The organism is Coprobacter fastidiosus (assembly GCF_030296935.1).
Lineage (GTDB): Bacteria > Bacteroidota > Bacteroidia > Bacteroidales > Coprobacteraceae > Coprobacter > Coprobacter fastidiosus.
The window spans coordinates 3,018,994-3,038,777 of record NZ_AP028032.1 but is presented as its reverse complement, the minus strand read 5'-3'; the positions used below and the strand labels follow the sequence as shown (position 1 = coordinate 3,038,777).

Sequence of the window (19,784 nt, the reverse complement as noted above, 5' to 3'; positions counted from 1 at the left end):
CTATTGTTCTGTAAGACGGGGCAAAGATAAGAAAAAATTGATTTTTTGCAAAGTAGAGATTACAATTTGTACTATTTTTTCTGAAAGTTTTTCGTCTCTCCTCTCAAAAGAAAAAGAGAAGAAAATATTACATTTTGCTTGTTTTGGTCTATTTTTAATTTCAAATGTTCTTTTATTCATCTTATTGAGTTTCAATATTTTATTCACCAGCTCGAATATTAAAAAAATTTGTGATTTCAAACATATCTTCTTCTTTGCATCAAAAACGGAATCACTTTTTCGAAACCCCTATAATGACAGATATTTATCTCTATTTATATAATAATTTACTCCTTTCAAAATCACTTGTTTATAAATATTTTATTCAGTTAAAAAATGTATTCAAAACCACGCTCCGTATTTATTGACCTATCTTTGCATCAAATCTTAATTACATTAATTATGAATAAGTTTACTCGAAAAATGATGCTTGCAATCGCATGTATAATTGCAGGTTGTATAAATGTTCAAGCGCAATACCAATTGCCGAATCCCGGATTTGAGGGAACATGGAAAGAAACAACTTGGGGAGGCTTTCTCGGCAAATCAACAGAAAATGCCCCCCAATATTGGCATTCTTTCGGGACTGCTGCCGGAAATCTACAAAGTATGACAAAAGCCTCTGTTTCTCAAAGTACCGACACCCGTACAGGATCAGGCAGTTGCGCAAAAATTTCCGCAACAAACCCTATAGGTAATGTCGTAGGAAATGGAACACTTACCACCGGCAGAATGAATGCCGGTAGCATGACTCCGACTGACGAAACGGGGAATTACAATTTTACTGATCTTGAAAATGAAGAGTACCAACAAAAATTTACCGGTCTCCCTGATTCCATCTCATTTTGGGTAAAGTCGAAAATGGCAAGTTCGACCGAAGAAGCCCGGATGGCAGCAATCCTGCATGACAATTTTCGTTATCAAGATCCGACAAAAGACGAGACTATTCTCAGCCACAAAATTGGATCTGCAGAATTGAACTATACAACGACCAATGAACAATGGGTACAAAAGACCGTTAATTTTGAATATACTCAAAATGCTACACCCTCATTTTTATTACTAACTTTCACTACAAATAAAACTGCGGGTGGAGGAAGTAAAGAAGATGTAGTATATATCGATGACATCGAATTTATCTACAATTCAAAATTAGAATCATTGAAAATCGGAGGCGTAGCGGTTGACGGATTTGATAAAGATACCTATAACTATACGATAACAGGTGACGGAGTCGTTCCTACCGAAGACCAAATAGAAGCCGTATCGGACGGTAAAGGGGCATCGATAGAAACTACAATTAACGAAAATGTCGTTACAATCGTTGTAAAGGGAAACGATTACAGCGAAAACAATAATAATACTCATACGTATACATTGACTTATCAAGATACTCGCTCTCAATTATCTTCGTTAAGTATTAACGGCACAGCATTAGAAGGATTCTCTAAAGACAAATATGATTACACCGTCAGCGGAGAAGTTCCTGCAAAAGATCAAATTATTGCAGAAGCTGACGGAAAAGGAGCTACTGTAGATATAGAAATCAACGAAAAAGTAGTCACGATTACCGTATCGGGCAGCAATATCGCAACCGATCCCGAAAATAAACACGTATATACGCTCACTTTCGATTATGAACAGGGAATCGAAAATAACGGAACAATCGAAAACTTAAAGATATATAGTATAAACGGAAATGTATTTGTTCAAGGCTATACAGGTACTGTCGAGATTTATCTCTTAAATGGAGGTAAAGTTGCTCAAAAAGAGGTATCCGGAAGCGCAACATTCTCATTAGAACCGAATACGTACATTATCCGTACCGGAACTAAAACAACAAAAGTAATAGTAAAATAATAACATCGTGTTTATCTTAATATAATAGAAAAGGCGTCAAATGACGCCTTTTCTATTATATACCTCTCTGCTTTCATAACTATCAAGAATCTAATATCTCCTCCTTTTTAAAAGGGAAAACTTCAATACGACAGAATCTGCTATTGAGAGCCTGTCTAAGTTTTCCAATAAAAAAAATACCATCAGGTCATCTTTGCGCTTTCTTCCGATCTTTTTTCCCGTTTTCACTCGTCAGATAACCTGCTATCCTCCTCGTAAAAACTAAAAACACTTTTAAAGAAGCTATTCAAATAAATTGTTAAAAAACAATTTTGCAATGTTCATATTACAATTATATACTATTTTTGCAAAGTCAAGATTACAATATTTATTTAAATGGAAACAAAAGATCTCAAATTCGGAGAATTAGACGAAGGTTTTACCATAAAAGAAGCCATAGAAGAAGCTAAACGATGCCTCAATTGCAAAAACCCCTTATGTATTAAAGGCTGTCCCATCGAAAACAACATACCGGGATTTATTCATCAGTTATCTATGGGAAACATCGGTGCAGCGATGCACATCATCAATGAAAAAAGTAATCTTCCGGCAATATGCGGACGAGTATGTCCACACGAAAAACAGTGTGTCGGTCATTGTGTTTTAAATGCCAAAAAACGTCCGATACAAGTAGGAAAGTTAGAGCGATTTGCAGCAGACTTTGACGGAAATATGGGTTTAATACGAGACAAAATACCCCAAAAAACGAGAGGAAAAGTTGCCGTTATCGGATCAGGTCCGGCCGGTCTGACCGTAGCAGGAGACCTGGCAAGAGAAGGATTCAATGTCATGATTTTTGAGGGAGAACAAGAAGCCGGGGGTGTATTGATGTACGGAATTCCTGAGTACAGGCTGCCTAAAGATGTAGTGCGCAAGGAAGTAAAAAAAATCGAAGCCTTAGGAGTAACGTTTATTACGCAATGTATGGTAGGTCAAGCTATTACGGTAGATGACATGTTCGAACAAGGCTTTGATGCCGTATTTATCGGTTCGGGGACAGCATTGCCCAAATCTCTCGATACTCCGGGATATACACTAAGAGGCGTCACACAGTCTTCCTACTTTCTCCGCATGGCGAGTTTGTGCAACACCGGAAGTATAGGAAGAGAAGAAGTTCCGGTAAAACAAGGCGACATAGTCGGCGTCATCGGAGGGGGAAACGTAGCTATGGATGCCGCCCGAACAGCTCTGCGCATGGGTGCAGGAAAAGTATATGTATTGTTCAGAAGAACAATAGACCAAATGAGTGCACTACAAACAGAATATAACGAGGCAGTCGAAGAAGGCGTCGAATTTTTATGGGAAACCACAGTTACCGAATTTATCGGCTCTAACGGTAAACTGGAAAAGATCAGAGTCAAAACTCCGGAAGGTGAAAATTTTATGCCGATAGATCGGATTTTGTTGGCAATAGGTTCTCGTCCGGCAAATAGGATCGTTTCCACGACGTCCGGTATAGAAGTCGATGACACAGGATATGTCATTACCAAAGAACGCCCTTACGGAATGACTACCCGAAAAGGTGTATTTGCAGGCGGTGATGTCGTACACACTCCGCAAACCGTCGTTCTGGCAATGAAAGAGGCGAAACAGGTTGCTAAAGGTATTGCCCAATTTGTAGATGCTAAAAAGCTTTTAGAAGAATAATCATTTTTACAATACGACTATACTTACATTGCGTCCATTAACAAGGGGAAATTTGCCTGATAACCTGCCTGAATTTCCGATGCAGAAAACATCATCAGGTCACTTTTGCGTTTTCTTCCGGTTTATATCGAAAATCCGACCCGAAACAAAATTCAGGCAGACGTCTTGATCCGAATAAAAATATTCATCGGTCGATACGCTTTATCGAATAGTTTTTCGTAATATTGCGTCAGAAAAATAACCAAACCGCTATGCTTACATTAGATAAGATTTATCAGGCTTCTTACGTACTGAAAGAGGTTATCCGTCATACTGATCTTATATATGCTCCGCAAATCAATCCGGACAGTCAAATATATCTGAAACCGGAGAATCTGCAACTGACCGGTTCTTTCAAAGTAAGAGGTGCTTATTACAAAATATCCCAACTTACCGATGAAGAAAAAGCTCACGGCGTTATCGCCTGTTCTGCCGGGAATCATGCTCAAGGCGTAGCTTTAGGGGCTACTAAAAACGGAATAAAATCTTTGATCTGCCTTCCGGCCGGAGCTCCTATTTCAAAAGTAGAAGCTACAAAAAAATACGGGGCAGAAGTGTGTCTCGTCGAAGGAGTTTATGACGATGCTTATCAAAAAGCATTACAACTGAAAGAGGAAAAAGGTTATACGTTTGTTCATCCGTTCGATGACGAGAATGTTATTGCCGGACAAGGAACTATCGGACTCGAATTATTAGAAGAACTCCCCGATGTAGATGTAGTGATCGTCCCTGTCGGTGGCGGAGGACTGATTTCCGGTGTTGCTTTTGCCATAAAATCGCTGAAACCCAACGTTAAAGTCTACGGTGTACAGGCAAGCGGAGCTCCCAGTATGCTCAATTCTATAACTAATCAGAAAATAGAACGTCTCAACTCGGTATCGACAATTGCCGACGGTATCGCCGTAAAAGAACCGGGTATTCATACCTATGACATCTGCAACAAATATGTCGATGGGATCGTTACCGTAACCGATGATGAAATCTCTACGGCAATATTGACGCTTATCGAACAGCAGAAACTGATAGCCGAAGGAGCTGGTGCTGTATCGGTGGCAGCCGCCATGTTCAATAAAGTTCCTGTCAAAGGGAAAAAGGTGATTTGCCTTGTATCCGGCGGAAACATCGACGTAACGATTCTTTCCCGTGTCATCAACCGAGGGCTTCTCAAAACCGGAAGATCTTATACGCTTACGGTAGAGCTGGCAGACCGTCCCGGTCAATTGGTCGGCGTAACCGGAATTATTGCCAGAATGGGGGCTAATGTTATTTCGGTCCATCACGAACGGGCGGGCAGCAAAGACATAACAGGCTGCTATTTGCAAGTCGTTATGGAAACCCGCAATCACGAACACATCGAAAAAATCCGGCAGGAGCTGATTCGGGAAGGTTATCATGTTATTTCTTAAACACGGATATTTATGAAACACAGACTTTTCACAAGCCTATCTCTTCTTCTATTATATTTATTAATCTTACCGGCTTGTCAACCGAAAAAACAGAATACGGATAATAACGGGAACAGAGAAAACCACGAAAGATTTCCTCTTTCCGAATGGGTCATCGAAGATGAATCGGACTCGGCAAGCTTTACATTCCTGCACGATACGTTAGAGATCGTTTCTCCCAAAGGTCTCACCATGTGGTATAACCGGGAACTTTCGGGTAACTACAAAATATCCTACTCCATATCTCTACGCATGGACGGACGAGAAAGCGACCGGCTCGCCGACATGAACTGTTTTTGGGCTGCATCCGATCCTTTGCATCCCGATTCGCTTTTCTTCCGGTCGGAAGAACGGCACGGTATATTCAAAAATTATAACTCTCTAAATCTTTATTATGTAGGATACGGAGGGAATGACAATACGACAACCCGTTTCCGGAAATATCACGGGAAATTCTATGGTACAGAGGACGATAACCGAGTAAAACCGTTGTTACAAGAATATACAGACGAAAAACACCTGTTGAAGCCGAACAACTGGTATAATGTCGTTATCACGGTGCAGGACGGTGTCTCACAATTTTCGGTAAATGGTGAAGAACTTTTCCGACTGGAAGATAAAGAACCGTATGAAAAAGGATATTTCGGAATACGGTTATTAGAAAACCGGGCACAAATAACGGCATTCAGCGTAGAGAAACTCTGATTTTTTTAATCCAAGACCGGAATTAATTTCCCCGATCATCATTTAAACCAGATATCGACTTGTCCGACCTTAGCGCTACCCTGCCATATAGGACCGCTTTTCAATAATCGGACCGCTTCTCGATCTAATGAAGGACATAGAGATTTTCCAACTTCGATATTTACCGGACGACCTTGTTTGTCTATTTCGAAAGCCAAAGATACTTTACCCGAAATATTTCGGCAAGTATCTGCCGGAAGCCGCATCTCCCGTTTCAGATATTTACGGAACTCTTTCCACCCCACGATCGGCTCTAAACCGCTGGATTTTACTATCACCGATTCGCTTAAAGCCATCGGATTTTCCGATAGGACAACCGACATAGGAGAATTCGGATCGGCGCAGATTGAAGCAGTTTCAAATCCTACGAATGAAAATTGTAAAGAATCTTTTCCTGAGACCGGTATCGAAAATCTGCCATCCGATCCGGTAACAACCCCTGTTTTTGAGTTTTTTATCTGTACGGCAACTCCTGCCAAAGGGTTACCCGACTCATCGGTAACAATCCCGGTCGCTTCATGAGCAGCAGTAACAAGCGGTCGTGCTGCAGCAACAGCACGTTTACTCATAGCCATGACTTTTACCTCGTCTTTCGGTGCATCGGCAAGTCTCACCTCATCTTCCGAAACGACATCTGTACTCATCGCCAAAGACTCTTCAACCACACCCTCTTTATTTTTCTGTCGGATAACAGGTGCATTATGTGCCTTTTTTATTTCATCATCACTACGAACCATTTGTTCGGTCTCTCTCTCTTTTGCCTCAGCGATCAGGGGCGGAACGATTTTAGTCTCGACACTTTTTCCCGTATCCGCCCAAACAGCCTCCGCTTGTCCGGCAGTAGTATCCATTGCCGTCATTTCGACTTTTTCTTTTCGGTAAAAAAAGAAATTGACCGCAAACAGAATCAAAAGCCCGGCAACCAGACCTGCTAAACGACGAAAATCGGCCCTCTCTAATGACGAACGGGAAACTTTACGATGCAAATTCTCCAAATGACGAGAATGGTCGCCCGGTACGGCATCATACCCGTCGATCGCATCATTCAGAAAAGGGTCGTTCAACGCTTCCTTCTCCAAATCCCGGGCAGCCTTGCCCCTTCTCCGGCCTCGTATGTATTGCTTCAAATTCATTCGTCACCCTGTTTTAAGATACAAATTTTCAAGTTTCTTTTCCCATTCTGGATATAACTCTTTACATGGTTCAAAGAATAACCTGTCCGACTTGCAATATCGGCATACGACTGTTCTTGCATAAAGAACAATTCGATGCATTCTCGCTGCTGCGGAGGTAACTGCCTCATACATTTCTGCAACGCCGGCAAACGAGAATCCTCCTCATCGTCACTTAATAGATGCACGATATCCGCCGATTCCACAAAATCGGCATCAAGATTTACCGGAATTTCCCGTTCCTCTTTCCGCAAGAGTTGAAAACAATGATTTTTTACCACGCTATATAACCATGTACGAAATAGGGTAATCTCATACCGTCCTATTTTTTCGGTCAACTCCTCAAAAAGCTGCATTACGGCATCTTCTGCTTTCTCGGCATTTCCCAGATATTTCAAACAGACTCCGTACAATAACGGAATATAACGGTTATACAGTTCGCCGAAATATTTCGTATCACCCGTTCTATTATACCGAGCAAGCAACTCTTCATCGGGCAAAGACGATATGTGCGGTTTAAAAAACGTCGATTTGATTTTTCGGTAAAGATAAGGGTTACAGTTCAAAACGACAAAAGAAAAATTTTTTTTCATCCCGTTTATGGAATTATGGCAAGCCGAAACATCTATATAGCAAACAACAAAAATAACGTATTATCTAACTTTTAAAATTGTACATTATGAAAACCCTTAAAATTAAATCGATATTTAGCACAATCTTGTGCGTTATCTGGATTTCCGGACTATCCGCTCAATCCTTAACCGTAACGGGAACAGTAACCGACGAAAACAACCGACCTCTTATCGGAGCAAATGTTTCGATAGAAAAAAGCCGGAAAGGAACAGTAACAAACGAACACGGAAAATATTCGATCGAAGCGATACAAGGTGACATCATCCGTTTTTCTTATATCGGATATAAAACCCAGAAAGTAAAAGCCAACCGAAAAATAATCGATGTCAAACTATATCCTGACAACAATTTGTTGATGGAAGAATGTGTCATAACGTCGGATGAAGTAAGTAACCGGGCAATCAGTAGTAAACAAATGGCTGTCAGAAATCTCGGTATGCCGGCGCTTATCTACGATCGATATGCAAACCGGGAAGAGTACAGCCATAATGCCGAAAACCGATTCAAATCTCCCGTCAAAGATCCCCTATCGACATTCTCTATCGATGTGGATGCTGCTTCGTACAGCAATATAAGAAGATTTATCAACCAAGGTGAAATGCCTCCGAAAGATGCCGTACGCATCGAAGAGATGATCAATTACTTCAATTATAATTACCCGAAACCAACCGGAAATGATCCGGTACGAATCACAACGGAAGTCGGTATCTGCCCGTGGAATAAAACTCATCGTCTGGTACAAATCGGATTAAAAGCCCGGGAAATCGAAAGCCAAAACCTCCCGGCATCGAATTTCGTATTTCTGATCGATGTATCGGGTTCTATGTTCGGACCGACACGTCTCGAACTCGTAAAATCCTCTCTGCGGCTGCTGGTGAACAACCTGCGTGAAAAAGACCGGGTAGCCATCGTCACCTATTGCGGAGATGCGCGGGTCGCCCTACCTTCTACTCCGGGAAATGAAAAACAAAAAATCAAAGATGCTCTCGAAACTCTCACTGCGGGAGGATCAACCGCCGGAGGTGCAGGCATAAAAGAAGCTTATCGCATTGCTCAGAAAAACTTTATCGCACAAGGAAACAACCGGATCATACTCTGCACCGACGGAGATTTTAACGTCGGCGCATCCAGCGAAACAGAATTGGAGAACCTGATCGAATCGAAACGAAAAGGCGGAATCTTCCTGACTGTTTTAGGTTATGGAATGGGAAATTATAAAGACAACAAGATGCAGATACTGGCTCAAAAAGGGAATGGCAATCACGCTTATATCGACAATATTCAAGAGGCGAACAAAGTCTTGGTAAACGAATTCGGCAGTACGATGTATGCTGTCGCCAAAGATGTAAAACTGCAAGTAGAATTTAATCCGGCAAAGGTACAGTCATACCGTCTCGTCGGATATGAGACTCGGATATTGAATGACGAGGACTTTAACGATGATACTAAGGATGCCGGAGAAATGGGTGCAGGACACACGGTCACAGCCCTTTATGAAATCATCCCCACCGGAATATCAGGTAATATTCCGGGAAGTATCGATCCGTTGAAATACCAGACCGAAACGAATATAAACACGCAAACAAGCAACTCTTCGGAACTACTGACCGTGAAACTCCGGTACAAAACTCCGGAAGAAGAAAAAAGTAAAAAAATAGAAAAGAGCGTAACGGATATGGGTAAAGATAACGTATCACCGGATTTCCGGTTCGCTTCGGCAGTCGCCATGTTCGCTCAACTACTCAAAGACTCGGATTTCAAAGGCGAAGCTACTTATGACAAAGTCATCGAGACTGCCAATAAAGGTCTTTCTTTCGATCCGGAAGGATACCGTGCCGAATTTGTCCGTCTTGTACAAAGTGCAAAAGGATTGAATAAACAAGCTCTGAACTTTATAAAAAATTTATCATTAACTATTTTACCCCTCTATACAATCAAAAAAATACACTCAAACACATTTTTACAATAAAAATTTTGATATATAAAAATATTTAGTTAATTTAGGTGCAGAAATAAAAAATTAGCCATAATATATTAGATAAAATAATTTATATCATAATAAAATTTCATACAAATTATAATAACCAAATAGACGCACAGAGATTATACAAGCCTATAAAATCGTATAAACACTTTTTTAATAGAGATTTTCGAGAACCATTACCATAAAACGCAACCTTTATCAAATCTGAATATATGAAAGATTCGGTCATTCTGTTAGCAAGTATTTTAGGATGCCTTTCTCTAAAAGCACAAAATACTTTGTACAAATCGGAGAATGCTCCCAGACCGGGAGACAAAATCATAAAAGAGCGGATTTCCTATTTCGATCCCGGAGAAAAAGGAGATAAAAAAATCTGGTATTTCGATCATCTCACGACAGAAAAAGAGCGATATGAACTAAAATACAGCGGTAACGACAGTTTACTGACGGGACATGAGCATTTAACTTTTTACAGATACCAAATGCAAGGAGACTCCCTGTTAATTACGGGAATGGAAAACCGCACGATGATACAAAAATCATATTTACCGGAATTATCGGTGAAATATCCGTTCCGTTTCGGAGACCGTTTCGAAAGTTATTTTTACAATGTCGGTGAATATCAACATAATCTCGACCTCACCGTATCGGGAAAGAGCATTGTAGAAGCCGATGCCGAAGGCATGTTGATAATAGGCGAAGATACATTAGAAAACATACTGAGGGTACACACCCTGCGCAAATCTGTTTCCGAAATAAAGATTCCCGAATGCAGCTATATGTCTGAAGATTCGGTCACGGCAAAGCTACGTTCCCGCCCCGACAGCATAGATTACCGGATAGCCAACGATACGCTCGTCATACTCACCGACACTTACCGTTGGTATGCCGCAGGATACCGTTATCCTGTTTTTGAAACAATAGAAAACAAATTGATACGGAACGGAAAAGAAGAACCCCATTTCCGCACGGCATTCTACTATCCCCCCGATGAACAGTATTACACATTGCCCGAAGATATGGAAAACCTGTTGCGCCGTGAAAAAATAGAAGCAGAGAAACTTGCCGCAAAAGACAGTTCTGAAAACGAAAGTGTCATACCCAAATCGAAAATAAACGAATATAAACTATCCGGCAATAAAGCCGGAGGAGATCTGATTCTGGAATATACTTTGACTGAAAGCGCAGATGTGGAAATAGCTCTGTGCAATGCCCAAGGACAGTTATTGAAAATGTATCCCAAAGAGACACAGCAGGCAGGTTATTACCGCAAGGAAATAAAGATAAACGGTTCTATCTTCGAACGCTATGTAATACGATTTATCATCGACGGACAACCGGCAGGAGAAAAAATATGGTCTGAATAAAACTACTTATCCCATGAAAAGAATACACATCACCCGCACATTACACTTGTTAACGGTCGCTTTATGCATATTTTTCCCTGATAAAGGAAATGCAGACAACCCGATAATTATCAAACAGCCGCAAATAGTTCCGGTTTCGCCCGAAGCAGAGGCCGTACGAAAATATGTCAGCTATCCGGTCGATTACTGTACCGGACTGGTCGATATAACCATCCCGCTATATACCATAAAAGCAGGCGACATAGAACTTCCCATAACCTTATCTTATCACTCGAGCGGACTCAAGGTGCGGGAATTGAGCGGATGGGTAGGAAGCGGATGGACATTAAATGCCGAACCGTCGATAATGCGGGAAATAAACGGAATACCCGACGACGCTCCTAACGGAGGTTTCCGTACAGGTAAATACCTTACGGAAAAAAACTCTTTCGATAAAATGAAAGAAAACGAGAAAGTCAAATTTTTCAAACGGATAGAGAACAAAGAGATCGACAGCGAGCCCGACCGTTTTTTCTTCAAGTTAGCGAAACAGCGCGGATCATTTTATATCCCGGTGATTTATGACAGTCGGACTTCCAACCGTTCTATATACCCGAAATTTCTTATCTGCCCTTATGAACCGGTACGAATCAACAGTGGAATTTTCGACTTCGAAGAGAACGGATTTTTGATGTCCGACCAAGACGGAATATCATACTCATTCGGAGGAGAATATAACAACCTCACCGAAAAGACCGGAGATTATAGCACACGGTGGCTATGTAAAAGAATGTCTTCCGGCTCTACCAAAGCTGCCATAACATTCAGTTACTCGGGATTTATGGCCAAACCCATATTATCCGGCGAATACCCATCCAACTACGTTGTCATGGAAGATGACAAATACGGCTATCGGCTCATCATAAAACGAGGAAGCCAAACATCATACGGAACGATCAACAGTGACGGTACGGTGAGCATAGGCGCAAGCTATACAGGAGATCAGCCTTATAGGGTTCAAAGTCCGTATTACGCAGATTATATAAAAGAACGAAAAATCAAAACGATAAACTTCGATCACGGCTCTGTCTCTTTCGATATGGATAGTCAAGGCAATCTTGGAGAGATGATCGTGAAAAGTAAAACCGGACAGGTGATCAAACGCATAAAGTTCTACGTATCCCCGTACAATTCGAGCCCATATAAAACAAAACTCGATTCTATCGCTATTACAGATGCCGGAGAAACGAAGAAAAAATATTACCGGTTCACCTACTTCAAGCCAGAAAATGTCCCGGACGAAGCCAGTTATGCCATGGACCACTGGGGATATTATAACGGGAGGCAAAAAACACAAGGGTATGACCTGGAGATTTACGCTCCTTACGGAAGAAGATACACCTATAAAGACCGTACAGGAGAGCATTATTTTACATTCGGCAGTAATGCCCGAGAATGCAGGGAATACTACATGAAAGCGGGAATCCTCACCCAAATTCTCTCTCCCGAAGGCGTATCCACTACCTTCGATTATGAGATAAACCGACACGGGAAAAGCATAGAACGGTATATGGACGGACACAAATCCGATACGATTTTCTACACCGGAGGACTACGCATACAAAAAATAACCGAAAGTAATATGAGTGGAGGATCGTCGAGAACGCGTTCCTTTTATTATAGATCTTATAAATTCCCTGATGCCCGTTCTACCCGCTCTATCGAACACTCCGGAGACGGCTGGGGCATTCCTAAAATCGGCCTTTCGGAACGGGATTATTGCGTAGAACAACGCATGTTGAAAATAAATCCTACAACCGGAACTCAAGAAGAGTGCCGGTTGCGGACATGGGCTTTCGCTCCCGTATCGAACATCACGTTCGGAAACGGAAGTTCGGTATTGTATCCGTATGTAACAGAACGAATCGCCACCTCTTCGACAGAAATAAGGACAGAATATACTTTCGATACGCCTTCTTGGAACATATTCGGCGGAGGTCGCAACGACCCGTTCGACCCCAAATATCAAATTAGACAAGACATCAGCCGTCCTTTCGATCCGGATAACGGTGATGACATGTATTACTATGGCGGTCGTCTCATAAAAAAGGAGATATTCGAAAATGACAAAATAGCGGAAAGGCACGAATATGAATATTCGGGATACCAAGGTCCGAAAGATAAAGAGTATTATTATGTTGCCATATCACGTCCCTATAAGACCCGGGTATGCAATTTGGAAGAATACCAATCTAAGTATCAAGAACAGTACAAAGAGTGCGGATGGGGAAAGACAATAGCGACAACCCGCCTGAAACGGGAAAAAATCACACGTTACTCCGATACAGGAGAAGCTGCAAATACGATTACCCAAGAGTATATATACCGGCCGAATACAGAGTTTCCCGAAGAATACTTCGACGATAGTCCGGATTTAAATACCCAATTCCGGGCTACCGCTCACCTGAATCCTCTTGCCATGAAAACGACTACAGGTGACGGGAAAGAGGTTATAGAACGGTTCAACTACGCAAACGAGGCTCCCAGTTCTCCGTTATATGGGTACAAGCGTATATACAATAACGACTCTACCATGACTGCCTGTTCTTATTCCGGACAAAAACCGTTGAAAGCCCGCACATGGAATGACAAACTGCAAGCATACGAAGACCGCCTTTGCTATACTTATGACAGCTATGGGAACGTAAGTTCCGTAACGACCGACGGACGTACCTATACCTGCTACCTTTGGTCATATTGCAACCAATATCCCATAGCAAAAATCGTCAATGTCACTTATGATGCATTACTTTCGGCATTAGGGAAAGACAAGGCTTGGGTAGAACAGCTCGGAAATATGACATCTCCCGATACCGAAATGGAGACGATCAACTCTCTCAGGCAGAAACTTCCCGAAGCGCAGGTATATACTTATACGCATCGCATTTTGGTCGGAGTAACCTCGATCACCGAACCCGACGGAATGACGACTTATTTCGAGTACGATACATTCGGACGTGTCGTCCGTTCCTATATTTTAGAAAACGGAGTACCCAAGACATTATCCACCAATGAATATAACACTCCGAAATTCTGACAGATAGATATGACAAACGTTGACTGATATATATAAATCTAAAATGTTCGGAAAATCATGAAAAATCGAAATTATTTTCTTATTTTTATTTTTGCCTGCTGCTCGGGGGTTGTCTGTACGGCAGAAGGGCAGAATAAAAACAAACACTATATAAAAAACCGGATCATGACCACCGAGGACGGAAACAGTTTCAGGGAAAAGGTGTTGTATTACGATATTTTCGGAAAACATACGGAAACCGTGCAGGTAGGCGCTTCTCCGCAAGGGAAAGACCTGCACTTCACCTTCGGTTATGATATTCTCGACAGACCTGTCAGTGAATCGTTGCCGCTGCCTGACGGAAATCGAAATTATTACGGGGATGCATTCCCTTATTCCGGATGTGTTTACGGAAACTCCTCTTTGAATCGGATTCGTGAATCTTACGGACCCGGAGCGGCTTGGAGGGATAACGGGAAATCAATCAAGACTGAATATCTCGTCAATGCAGATTCCGGAGACCTGTCTTGTGCTGAGTTCCGGGCGGAAGATAACGGAGAGGATGTCAGACTTATCCGAAGCGGATTGTATGCTGCCGGTGAACTGTCGGTAGCCCGGACAACGGACGAGGATGGGAAAGTCGTATATACTTTTACCGATTTCGAAGGGAAATTGCTCCTGACACGAAGAATGAACGGGACTGAACCGCACGATACGTATATCGTGTACGATGACCGGGGGCGTAAACGGATCGTTTTGCCGCCTCTGGCAGCCGATGAATTGACAGCTACGGCGAGCTGGGGGTGTAACAGTTCCGAGGTAATTAAAAAATACGGGTATGTGTATCGTTATGACGGTCGTGACAGGGTGATCGAGAAAAAGTTGCCTGGCTGCGATCCCGTGCATTTCGTTTATGATCGTTCCGACCGCCTTATTCTGAAACAAAACGGGAACAACCGAAGAGACGGGGTATGGCAATATTATCAATATGACGGACTGGGGCGGGAAGTGATCTGGGGGGTACTGCCCTCATCGGCCGCTAGGGAAGATTGGGAGGTGATATTCCGGGATACGGTTTGTTGCGAACGTTTTATCGGCTTAGGACAGGACGAGAATTTCGGATATACCAATACGGCCGCTTTTAATGAATCCCGGACTCCCTTGATCGTCAGCTATTATGACAGCTATGCTTTTGAAGCGTTGTCGGATTCGTTCTTGACTTATGTCGATAAGCCTGATTTCGGTAAACGTATCGAGCGGCCCTCCGGTAAACTGACCGGACAGATCATCGCTCTTTTAAATAATCCCGAACTGAAAGAGCATGTGACCCATTATTATGATAATCGAGGAAGGGTTATTCAGACCAATGCCTGCTCTGTTTCCGGATTCCACAATTACAGCTTTACCAAGTACGACTTCATCGGGCAGCCTATATCCGTGCGGAAAGAGCATTACTCCATATATCCCGCTAAGGCTATACTTGAACCGGAGGCGACTTATGACCATACGATCGTCTATGATTATGAATATGACCATGCAGGACGGCTAACCCGGTTATATCAGACTTTTGACAAGAACGAAAGAATCAAGATTGCCGAATATCGATATGACGAAGCCGGAAGGTTGGTCGGGAAAGTGCTGCACGACGGAAAGTTCGATTGTAAGTACGATTATAATATCAGGGGATGGTTGACAGAAATCGACGAGCCTTTTATGAACGAGAAGATATATTATAACGAAGATCTTCCGGAGGGTGTCGAGCCTCTTTATAACGGGAATATCGCCGATGTCTATTATTCGGCTCACGACAGTGCGCACTTCAGACTGTCTTATGACGGGCTGAACAGACTTACCGCTTCTCAACAATATACTCGGGACGGCGTCAAAACTGCTGCGGCCGAGGCTTTTACTTACGATAAAATGGGGAATATCACTTCTATCGTCAGAAGTACGCAAAATCCTCAACCCGATTATATTAACCGAGTGCAATTGTTTTATGACGGCAACCGGATCATCAGAGGGGAAGGTTCGCCTTACTATGGAGACTACAACGATATGGTATATCCCAATTACTCGGGAAGGGATATCGAGTATGAGTATGATCCGAACGGAAACTTGATCAAAAACTCGGACAACAGAATTTCCTTGACGACCTATAATCTGCTGAATCTCCCCCAAACCGTCGCCTTTTCTGACAAAAGCTTATCGGTTTTCTATTATATGGCCGACGGAAGAAAGATTCGGAACGCTACCGGGGCTTATTCGATAAGCACGGCTGTTCCTATCGACTCCGTAATCAAGAATACCGACCCGTATATCTCCTATATGTCCGAATGGAACGACGTGTATTGGTATCAGAGGACGCAACAGAAGTATATAAATACGCCTGAAGGGAATATAGAGGTCAGTACAGGTAGGAAGATGTCTTTTTCTTATTGTTACACCAGTAAGGATCATCTCGGATCAATTTGGCACTACTGGAACAATTTGAACAACAGCAGAGCTAATATTTATTATCCTTCGGGGATTATGCGGGAAAAGAGAAGGTCGCCTTACAATTACGGACTGACAGGCAAGGAGATCGTTTATGACAACGGGCTGGACGAGTACTTCTTCGGGGCTCGTACTTTGTTCGCGCCGATAAACCGTTTCAACCAGCCCGATCCGCTTTGTGAAGAGTATTATCATATAAGTCCATACGCCTATTGCGCTAATAATTTCATTAATGTGCTTGATCCGGATGGAAAGGATCCTATTTATGCTAAAAATTTCTGGGGTAAAATAAAACTAATTGGTGATGACGGACAAAAAAGTACAGGATCTTATCTTGTTCGTGGTTCCGTGGCACGAGAAGTAAAGGCTGCAACAAAATCGGGTAATTTTTATACTGGAAATTTGTCTGAAAGTAAAAATGTTATGCATATTCCCACAGGGCAAATTCAACAAGATGTACAACGCACCGCTACTGCAGCACTAAATAGCGGAACATCACCCGAAACAAGAGTTGAATATGGTGGACATGTACTATTTGGTGACACAAACGCTCGCATCTGGGATGCTGGGACTACTATGCAAACACAAATATTATCGGATGGCAGTACAGAAAAAAAATGGTCTGTTAAACCTTTTAAAATCGGAGGTAAGAACAACCAATTCGGTGGTCTAATAAGTCAGATTCAATTTTTCTGGCATATTCACCCAAACGGATCTACGCCTTCAAGAGGAGATATATGGTGGGTTGGAGAATTACGCAAATATGGCTTTACGGGAAATTCATTTCTTATTGATATTAATAATAATCGAGTTATTTTTTTCAATGAAAAAGGTAGCCTCATGAATATAAAATACGATGATTTTAAACGAATGGGTAAACAGGAGGATATAAAATGAAAAGTAAAATTATTATAGTGATACTTATACCTATATTGTTGGAAGGGTGTAGTTCTCAATTATGTTTACAGAAAAAGACAAACAAGTTAATAAAAGAATTACATGAAGAAGCAGATACAGTTTATCTATATTCGTCTGCCTTTAATAATTTTAATCTAATGTGGTATCACAAAAACAACTTTATATACTGCTTTGAAGTTAAACCATATAGGACTAAAAAAAACAAGCCCATTGAGGCAAAAAATATTTCTATAAACAAAGATAGTGTAAACAAATATTTTAACAATTTTATTTTAAAAGATATCCCGTGTTTTGAAAGTGTGCTTGATGGAGCATGGATTAAACTTTTGATCAAAAATAGAGAATCTTTATTCAGCAATATTGACACTGACTGTCTGTTCCGTAATAAATACTCTGTAAATAGCTTTCCATACAAATTACGATACGATCTTTCAAAAATTTGGAAACTAAAATAAAATGGGGAACATTATTTCTATCATCAGAGGAGAAGGTTCGCCTTACTATGGAGACTACAACGATATGGTATATCCCAATCTGGTAGGAAAGGATGTCGAGTATGAGTATGATCCGAACGGAAACTTGATCAAAAACTCGGACAACAGAATTTCCTTGACGACCTATAATCTGCTGAATCTCCCCCAAACCGTCGCCTTTTCTGACAAAAGCTTATCGGTTTTCTATTATATGGCCGACGGAAGAAAGATTCGGAACGCTACCGGGGCTTATTCGATAAGTACGGCTGTTCCTATCGACTCCGTGGTCAAGAATACCGACCCGTATATCTCCTATATGTCCGAATGGAACGACGTGTATTGGTATCAGAGGACGCGACAGAAGTATATAAATACGCCTGAAGGGAATATAGAGGTCAGCACAGGTAGGAAGATGTCTTTTTCTTATTGTTACACCAGTAAGGATCATCTCGGATCAATTTGGCTCTACTGGAACAGCTTGTCGAACAAATATTCTAATATTTATTATCCTTCGGGGATTATGCGGGAAAAGAGAAGGTCGCCTTACAATTACGGACTGACAGGCAAGGAGATCGTTTATGACAACGGGCTGGACGAGTACTTCTTCGGGGCTCGTACTTTGTTCGCGCCGATAAACCGTTTCAACCAGCCCGATCCGCTTTGTGAAGAATATTATCACATAAGCCCTTACGCCTATTGCGCTAATAATTTCATTAATGCGCTTGATCCGGATGGAAAAAAAATAAAACCTGCGGGAACTGCTGAATTAATAATGATACAAAATACATTGCCAAAAGATGCGCGCAATTACGTAAAATTGGATAAAAATAGATTGATTGACAGAACATTGTTAAACTCTTATGGTGGGAAAAGTCTAAATTTTAATAATCTAAAAACACTGGTTAATTCAAATAGAATGGTTGAAGTTATATTAGACAATAAATTTACATTTATGGACCAAAATGGGAGATTAGGAACTGTAACGATGTCATATAATGACTTTGATCCTAGATATGATTCAGAAGCAGATAAAGATTTAACAGGAGAAACAATGGGTGGACTCTCCACTGGAGAAAGTGGTTTTATGGGAAAAACCCTATTCCCTGATAAAGAGGGTATACAAAATTCACCAAATAATAACACTATTGTTATTGTCAATAAAAATTTATCGCCCGCAGGGGCAGCAGAAATTTATAGTCACGAAGCTAATGGACATGTTTTACTGTATATTAATAATGGTGGTAACCATAAAGGGGCAAGTCACCAGCCTGTTGATGGTGGATGGATTGAAGGGAATAAAATTTTAATGGAAATGATCATCAAGTCTAAAAAAGAAACTATAAAAAATATGCAAGCAAGATGAAAACAAGAGTTCATATACTTTTTCTTACCTTTCTACTTTATACTGTAACATTAAATGCTCAACGCTTGATACAGATTGATACTATTTCTGTTAATTATTTCAATGGAATTACTAAAAAAAACGAAATAATAGATAACTACCAGATAACAAATAATTCAGATGAGGATTACTTAACTTGGGTGTCATTAGTACCAATAAATAACAGAACTAATATTGAGTTGATACATGATTACTTTAAAAAAAGAAAAGGAGATTTCAATTTAATCGAAATGATGTGTGAAAATTTATTGAATAAGCAATCAATAAATATAGGATATTCATTTATAAAAAACATTACAGCAAATGAAACTTTTTCATATTTCATTGCTAAAAATGAAAAAGCATCAAATTTTTATAGCGAAAGAATCGTTCTTATAAAGAAAAAAGAAGTAGAGCAGTATTTAAAAATGGAAATTGGCAACCAGTATTTTTATCAATTTCCAAACATTTTTTTAATCGAAAAATAATTTATTT

14 protein-coding genes are annotated in these 19,784 nt (G+C 41.0%); 11 read left to right on the top strand and 3 right to left on the bottom strand.

The genetic code is table 11. The features are described 5' to 3' along the window. A complete protein-coding gene (locus QUE35_RS12005) occupies window positions 1–180 on the bottom strand; it encodes a hypothetical protein (RefSeq protein WP_147411981.1) in 180 nt (59 codons plus the stop codon). 261 nt (window positions 181–441) lie between these two features. On the opposite strand from QUE35_RS12005, the gene QUE35_RS12000 reads away from it, so the two are divergent. The 4 genes from QUE35_RS12000 to QUE35_RS11985 all read left to right on the top strand — a co-directional run bounded on the left by QUE35_RS12000 (window position 442) and on the right by QUE35_RS11985 (window position 5,774). Next, entirely contained in the window at window positions 442–1,899 is a 1,458-nt protein-coding gene (locus tag QUE35_RS12000; RefSeq protein ID WP_122329735.1) for a hypothetical protein, read from the top strand. Between the two features lie 375 nt (window positions 1,900–2,274). Then, window positions 2,275–3,585 carry an FAD-dependent oxidoreductase gene (locus QUE35_RS11995; RefSeq protein WP_022602353.1) on the top strand — a complete coding sequence of 437 codons (1,311 nt, stop codon included), beginning with the start codon at window positions 2,275–2,277 and terminating at the stop codon, window positions 3,583–3,585. A 251-nt stretch (window positions 3,586–3,836) separates the two neighbouring features. Next, the gene (gene ilvA, locus QUE35_RS11990) at window positions 3,837–5,030 is read left to right on the top strand and encodes a threonine ammonia-lyase (RefSeq protein ID WP_022602357.1); all 1,194 of its coding nucleotides are present in this window, start codon (window positions 3,837–3,839) and stop codon (window positions 5,028–5,030) included. Window positions 5,031–5,042: 12 nt separating this feature from the next. Next, window positions 5,043–5,774 carry a DUF6250 domain-containing protein gene (locus tag QUE35_RS11985; protein ID WP_022602358.1) on the top strand — a complete coding sequence of 244 codons (732 nt, stop codon included), beginning with the start codon at window positions 5,043–5,045 and terminating at the stop codon, window positions 5,772–5,774. 38 nt (window positions 5,775–5,812) lie between these two features. On the opposite strand, the gene QUE35_RS11980 is transcribed toward QUE35_RS11985, so the two are convergent. Together QUE35_RS11980 and QUE35_RS11975 are read right to left on the bottom strand one after the other, a co-directional pair. Then, window positions 5,813–6,946, bottom strand: coding sequence for an energy transducer TonB (locus QUE35_RS11980; RefSeq protein ID WP_022602360.1), 1,134 nt, complete (start codon window positions 6,944–6,946; stop codon window positions 5,813–5,815). Beyond that, window positions 6,943–7,578, bottom strand: coding sequence for an RNA polymerase sigma factor (locus QUE35_RS11975; RefSeq protein ID WP_022602361.1), 636 nt, complete (start codon window positions 7,576–7,578; stop codon window positions 6,943–6,945). Before QUE35_RS11975 ends, QUE35_RS11980 begins: the two co-directional genes overlap by 4 nt. Before the next feature lie 86 nt (window positions 7,579–7,664). Between QUE35_RS11975 and QUE35_RS11970 the strand changes: the two genes are divergently transcribed. The 7 genes from QUE35_RS11970 (at window position 7,665) to QUE35_RS11940 (ending at window position 19,777) form a co-directional block, all read left to right on the top strand. Continuing rightward, complete coding sequence (locus QUE35_RS11970; RefSeq protein WP_022602363.1) at window positions 7,665–9,587, top strand: vWA domain-containing protein; 1,923 nt, start codon at window positions 7,665–7,667, stop codon at window positions 9,585–9,587. A 227-nt stretch (window positions 9,588–9,814) separates the two neighbouring features. Then, window positions 9,815–10,969, top strand: coding sequence for a hypothetical protein (locus tag QUE35_RS11965; RefSeq protein WP_022602365.1), 1,155 nt, complete (start codon window positions 9,815–9,817; stop codon window positions 10,967–10,969). Window positions 10,970–10,982: 13 nt separating this feature from the next. Then, window positions 10,983–14,045 (top strand): RHS repeat domain-containing protein, encoded by a 3,063-nt coding sequence (locus tag QUE35_RS11960; RefSeq protein WP_022602367.1) that lies wholly within the window; start codon window positions 10,983–10,985, stop codon window positions 14,043–14,045. Window positions 14,046–14,210: 165 nt separating this feature from the next. Beyond that, the gene (locus tag QUE35_RS11955) at window positions 14,211–17,414 is read left to right on the top strand and encodes an RHS repeat domain-containing protein (protein ID WP_183037565.1); all 3,204 of its coding nucleotides are present in this window, start codon (window positions 14,211–14,213) and stop codon (window positions 17,412–17,414) included. Beyond that, the gene (locus QUE35_RS11950; RefSeq protein ID WP_022602401.1) at window positions 17,411–17,890 is read left to right on the top strand and encodes a hypothetical protein; all 480 of its coding nucleotides are present in this window, start codon (window positions 17,411–17,413) and stop codon (window positions 17,888–17,890) included. The genes QUE35_RS11955 and QUE35_RS11950 overlap by 4 nt, the downstream gene beginning before the upstream one ends. A gap of 1 nt (window position 17,891) precedes the next feature. Next, entirely contained in the window at window positions 17,892–19,271 is a 1,380-nt protein-coding gene (locus QUE35_RS11945) for an RHS repeat-associated core domain-containing protein (RefSeq protein ID WP_122329737.1), read from the top strand. Further along, window positions 19,268–19,777 (top strand): hypothetical protein, encoded by a 510-nt coding sequence (locus QUE35_RS11940; protein ID WP_022602249.1) that lies wholly within the window; start codon window positions 19,268–19,270, stop codon window positions 19,775–19,777. Before QUE35_RS11945 ends, QUE35_RS11940 begins: the two co-directional genes overlap by 4 nt. Window positions 19,778–19,784 lie beyond the last annotated feature (7 nt).

Coding starts and splice junctions, on each gene's coding strand:
- QUE35_RS12005 (WP_147411981.1), bottom strand. CDS start 180: ATGAATAAAAGAACATTTGAAATTAAAAATAGACCAAAACAAGCAAAA.
- QUE35_RS12000 (WP_122329735.1), top strand. CDS start 442: ATGAATAAGTTTACTCGAAAAATGATGCTTGCAATCGCATGTATAATT.
- QUE35_RS11995 (WP_022602353.1), top strand. CDS start 2,275: ATGGAAACAAAAGATCTCAAATTCGGAGAATTAGACGAAGGTTTTACC.
- ilvA (WP_022602357.1), top strand. CDS start 3,837: ATGCTTACATTAGATAAGATTTATCAGGCTTCTTACGTACTGAAAGAG.
- QUE35_RS11985 (WP_022602358.1), top strand. CDS start 5,043: ATGAAACACAGACTTTTCACAAGCCTATCTCTTCTTCTATTATATTTA.
- QUE35_RS11980 (WP_022602360.1), bottom strand. CDS start 6,946: ATGAATTTGAAGCAATACATACGAGGCCGGAGAAGGGGCAAGGCTGCC.
- QUE35_RS11975 (WP_022602361.1), bottom strand. CDS start 7,578: ATGAAAAAAAATTTTTCTTTTGTCGTTTTGAACTGTAACCCTTATCTT.
- QUE35_RS11970 (WP_022602363.1), top strand. CDS start 7,665: ATGAAAACCCTTAAAATTAAATCGATATTTAGCACAATCTTGTGCGTT.
- QUE35_RS11965 (WP_022602365.1), top strand. CDS start 9,815: ATGAAAGATTCGGTCATTCTGTTAGCAAGTATTTTAGGATGCCTTTCT.
- QUE35_RS11960 (WP_022602367.1), top strand. CDS start 10,983: ATGAAAAGAATACACATCACCCGCACATTACACTTGTTAACGGTCGCT.
- QUE35_RS11955 (WP_183037565.1), top strand. CDS start 14,211: ATGACCACCGAGGACGGAAACAGTTTCAGGGAAAAGGTGTTGTATTAC.
- QUE35_RS11950 (WP_022602401.1), top strand. CDS start 17,411: ATGAAAAGTAAAATTATTATAGTGATACTTATACCTATATTGTTGGAA.
- QUE35_RS11945 (WP_122329737.1), top strand. CDS start 17,892: ATGGGGAACATTATTTCTATCATCAGAGGAGAAGGTTCGCCTTACTAT.
- QUE35_RS11940 (WP_022602249.1), top strand. CDS start 19,268: ATGAAAACAAGAGTTCATATACTTTTTCTTACCTTTCTACTTTATACT.